Annotated in this window: 5 protein-coding genes and 1 pseudogene; all 6 read left to right on the top strand. The window is 38.8% G+C overall.

From position 1 onward, the window contains the following. Positions 1 to 773, top strand: a 773-nt coding sequence (locus A9G40_RS13290) for an IS3 family transposase (RefSeq protein WP_081302199.1), incomplete at its 5' end; no start/stop codon positions are given. A 29-nt stretch (positions 774 to 802) separates the two neighbouring features. Continuing rightward, a pseudogene (locus A9G40_RS15655) lies at positions 803 to 1534 on the top strand (RHS repeat-associated core domain-containing protein); the annotation flags it as partial. A 2-nt stretch (positions 1535 to 1536) separates the two neighbouring features. Further along, entirely contained in the window at positions 1537 to 2307 is a 771-nt protein-coding gene (locus tag A9G40_RS13300) for a hypothetical protein (protein ID WP_081302272.1), read from the top strand. A gap of 217 nt (positions 2308 to 2524) precedes the next feature. After that, a complete protein-coding gene (locus A9G40_RS15660) occupies positions 2525 to 3448 on the top strand; it encodes an RHS repeat-associated core domain-containing protein (protein WP_065583415.1) in 924 nt (307 codons plus the stop codon). A 58-nt stretch (positions 3449 to 3506) separates the two neighbouring features. After that, on the top strand, positions 3507 to 3809 hold the full coding sequence (locus A9G40_RS13310; protein ID WP_218058036.1) for a transposase: 303 nt from the start codon (positions 3507 to 3509) through the stop codon (positions 3807 to 3809). A 53-nt stretch (positions 3810 to 3862) separates the two neighbouring features. Further along, positions 3863 to 4267, top strand: a 405-nt coding sequence (locus A9G40_RS13315) for an IS3 family transposase (RefSeq protein WP_141675278.1), incomplete at its 3' end; no start/stop codon positions are given.

Consider the following 4267-nt stretch of genomic DNA (forward strand, 5'->3'; position numbering starts at 1 on the left):
CAGTTACTATTGCTATGAGTTGTGCCATTGTTGGTTTAAGCCGTTGTGCTTACTATTATCAAGCTAAGTTACAGGATGATTCGGTGATTGTTTCGGTGTTGAATGCTATCACAGACCGGCATTTACGCTGGGGCTTTCCTAAATGTTTTAATCGTATCAGAAAGCTCGGCTATCAATGGAATCATAAACGGGTATATCGGGTGTATTGTGAATTAAAGCTTAATCTCAGGGTAAAGCGTAAAAAACGCATTCCTCCACGATGCCCGGAAAGGTTATTAGCCCCCAATAAACAAGGTGAATGTTGGTCAATGGATTTTATGAGTGACAGTAGTCGTAATCAACGTCGCTTTAGGACATTCAATGTCATCGATGACTTTAATCGTGAGGCATTAGGTATTGATATTGGTGTGAGTTTACCCGCAGGTAGAGTGACTCGTTATTTGGATAAATTGGCGGAGTATCATGGTTATCCGTTAAAAATACGCGTCGATAATGGACCAGAATTTACAGGAAAAACCTTTATAAACTGGGCTAAATCACATGATATAGCCATTGATTATATCCAGCCCGGTAGCCCTTATGAAAATGGTTATATTGAACGATTTAATCGTACCTATCGTACTGAAGTACTCGATTTATATCTTTTTAACAACTTAGCACAAGCAAGGAGAATAACCGAAGAATGGTTAACGATTTATAACACCGAAAGACCGCATGAGGCATTAAATAACATGACACCGCTCGAATATAAAACATTAAAACAGGCAGCTTAATTTTCTACGTGAGTTGTGTACTAAGTTTGGGGTATTTACACTACCTCAACGACCAGCTCGGCACCCCGCAAGAGCTCATAACCGCGAATGGTGACATTGTCTGGAGTGGTGTTTACAAATCCTATGGCAACCTTGCCATAGAATACCGCACCGTACCACAAAACCTGCGCTTTCAAGGGCAGTATTTTGACGAGGAGTCAGGACTGCACTATAATCGCTACCGCTATTACGACCCGTACACCGCCCGCTACATCAGCCAAGACCCTATCGGACTGGTTGGCGGTGAAAATGCCTATAGCTATGTTCCAGACCCACTGGCTTGGATTGACCCATTGGGGTTGACAAAAATTTGCCCTGTCCGAGAAGTGAATGGAACAAAAATATATGGAAAAGGACAAGTTGATAGCACACCAGGGCATGACCAGTTTTCAGAGGCTATTGCCAATAAACTGGCAATGTCTGGTCAGTTCACCGAAATATATTTAAATCGCTCTTATAACATGGCTTTAAAAACAAAGGCAAGTGCACGCAGACCTGATATTATGGCTATCGATAAAAATGGGAAAGTTCATGCTATAGAATTAGCCTCTAAAACGGATAAAAATAAATTGGAGTCGTTAATTCGCCGTAATAAGGAGGCTATGGAGAAATTAGGTAGCTATAGAGAGGATGCTATTTCTCTATTTGAACATCCATATAATGCAAGAGATATAAAACACCGGTTAGATTTATTAATTAAAGGTATAAAAGAAGGAAATTAGCTATGTACAGTGGCATTGTTTTGTATAATACAGAAGACATCTCACCAAATATTGTGTTAGAGTTTGCTGAAACACTATTTTCGGCATTAAATATTCCTATTACAGAAGCTAGTTATATTAAACCAATAATAAGGAAGAGTTATAATGATTTTAAGTTTGTTAATATATCACTGAAAGGATTAAAACGTAAAATAAATCTACAAGAGGCGACCGCTTTTGATGTACTGAATGTGTTAGACGATACTTGTTATCTACGTTTGGTTTATTATACGGAAGAATTTGGCGGTACTAGCGATATTTATATTTTATATGATAATAAACTAGATCATGATGGTATTGTTTTGGAGTTGATAAAGGATTTTTCACGTCAAAACTATTTTTCTTATGGCATAAAATATTCGAGGTGTAAGAGTACAAATAATGCAACTGAGTATGCCGGAGGATTCAACTTTGCCACAATATATCCTTACGAAAAATATCATTTTGACGAAAAAAAATTAGATGACAATAAGCGATTAAGAATGATTTATACCGCTAATATTATTAATCAGCATCATTTAGAGATTGGTGTAGATAATACCACGTTGAAAGATTGGATATTAAGTGATACAAGCCATGGTACGCTTGAAAAATTAAGCAATAAATTATGGTTATGGCTGGTTCCCGAGAATGAACTTGATAATATCAATTATTTTCTTGGACAATTGGGATTATTAATATCATGGAAATTACCCACACCAGAGCCAGAAAAACCTAAACGTAGGCTACCCTAAAATAGAATAATTGACGACAAATAAACAACCGTGCTTATATCAAATCCTTGCATTAAAACAGCAAGGGTTGCCCTTTCTACTCTATCATTTTACACCACTTAAAAAATCAAATAAAATCAATATGTTTTCTGAACGATTATTATAAAAAACACAATAACTTTTTAGCCTACCCAAAGGCTGTTTTTGATACATATATCAGTACGACGAATACGGCAATGTGATTCGAGAGTTACGCGGTAAACGGCAACATACTGAACACCAATTTAAATGGAATGGGCAACATCAGCTTATTGAATTTAAAAAAATCCGCCACTACTGGGACGAAAACGACAAAGACTTTCATCAAACGGTAGAAACCGTACACTGTTATGAGTATGACGCCTTTGGTCGCCGAATCAGCAAAACCGACATGCAAACGGGCGATAAAACGCTGTTCTTTTGGCAAGGTGAAAACCTCATTACGGAATGCCACGCCGATGATGCGGACTTTAGTGTAGAGGTAATCCGCAATGAACACACCAAGGCCCAAGACTACCGCTGCATCAGTTACATTTACGAGCCGGGCAGCACCGGCTTTAGACCGATGGCGCAGTTAGTCGGTCGTGGACGAGGTGGGCAAATCTACTACTACCTCAACGACCAACTCGGCACCCCGCAAGAGCTCATAACGGCGAATGGCGACATTGTCTGGAGTGGTGTTTACAAATCCTATGGCAACCTCGCCATAGAATACCGCACCGTACCACAAAATCTGCGCTTTCAAGGGCAGTATTTTGACGAAGAGTCAGGGTTACACTATAATCGCTACCGCTATTACGACCCGTACACCGCCCGCTACATCAGCCAAGACCCAATAGGACTGGCCGGTGGTGAAAATGCCTACCGCTACGTCCCCGACCCACTGGCTTGGATTGACCCGTTGGGGTTGTCGGATGAGTGTCCGGGGGTAAAGGCTAAAAAAGAAACGAATAGCACAAATACTGAAGGGCTAACTGGCGGTGCAGCTAGAGCTAAAAAATATTCAAAGAATTGGTCTACAGGAAATCTTAACAAAGTTATTGAAAAGTTTGCAGGCGTAAATCCAATAATAACTATAACTGAAAAAGGAAAAAGAATTTATACTATGGACAGGCCACACTAATTAGTACCAGTTTAATAAGGTCATTGTTATGATAACCAAAAAACAAAAGGAACCAACAATGACAAATCCCATTTCAAGAAGAGAAAAACGCAGTTTTAGTAATGAATTTAAAAAACAGAGGGTAATGTTATACCAAAATGGCAAAAAACGAGCGGATATTGTCACCGAATACGACCTGACTAAATCCGCATTAGATAAGTGGATTAAGCAATATCAAACCACTGGTGAGTTTACAGCTCAAGCTAATCGTCGTGCTCAAGAAAATGAGCTCATAGCCCTACGTAAAGAGAATAAGCGATTGTTAATGGAGAATGACATCCTAAAGCAAGCGGCGTTGATAATAGGACGAAAATCAAATTAATCACCGAGAATCAACATCGATATAGTTTACGTGCGTTATGTCGATGTTTACAAGTGTCAAGAAATAGCTTCTATTATCAACTACAATTAACCAGTAAAAAAACAGACAAAGAGCTTAGTAAAAAAGTGAAAGCGATATTTAACGATAACTATCAAGCCTATGGAACAAGGCGACTACAAGCAGAGCTTAGGGAGAAAAGCATACTATTATCCCGTCGCCGAATTGGTCGAATCATGCAAGAAAACGGATTAGTATCAAAATATACCTGTAAAAAATATCGTGCTAATACAGAACAAAGCAACGAATCAACAGTAAGTAATCAACTTAATCGTGAGTTTACCGTAGGCCAACAACGAAAAGTGTTAGTGACTGATTTAACTTATGTGAGAGTAAAACAACAATGGCATTACCTTTGTATGATTATTGATGTAAGCAATCGAGAAATCGTGGGACGAAGT

The sequence above is a fragment of the Gilliamella sp. Nev3-1 genome (assembly GCF_001690435.1).
GTDB lineage: Bacteria > Pseudomonadota > Gammaproteobacteria > Enterobacterales > Orbaceae > Gilliamella > Gilliamella apicola_C.

Bases quoted from the DNA above. Each gene is read 5' to 3' on its own strand.
- A9G40_RS13310 (WP_218058036.1), top strand. From the start codon at position 3,507: ATGACAAATCCCATTTCAAGAAGAGAAAAACGCAGTTTTAGTAATGAA.
- A9G40_RS13300 (WP_081302272.1), top strand. From the start codon at position 1,537: ATGTACAGTGGCATTGTTTTGTATAATACAGAAGACATCTCACCAAAT.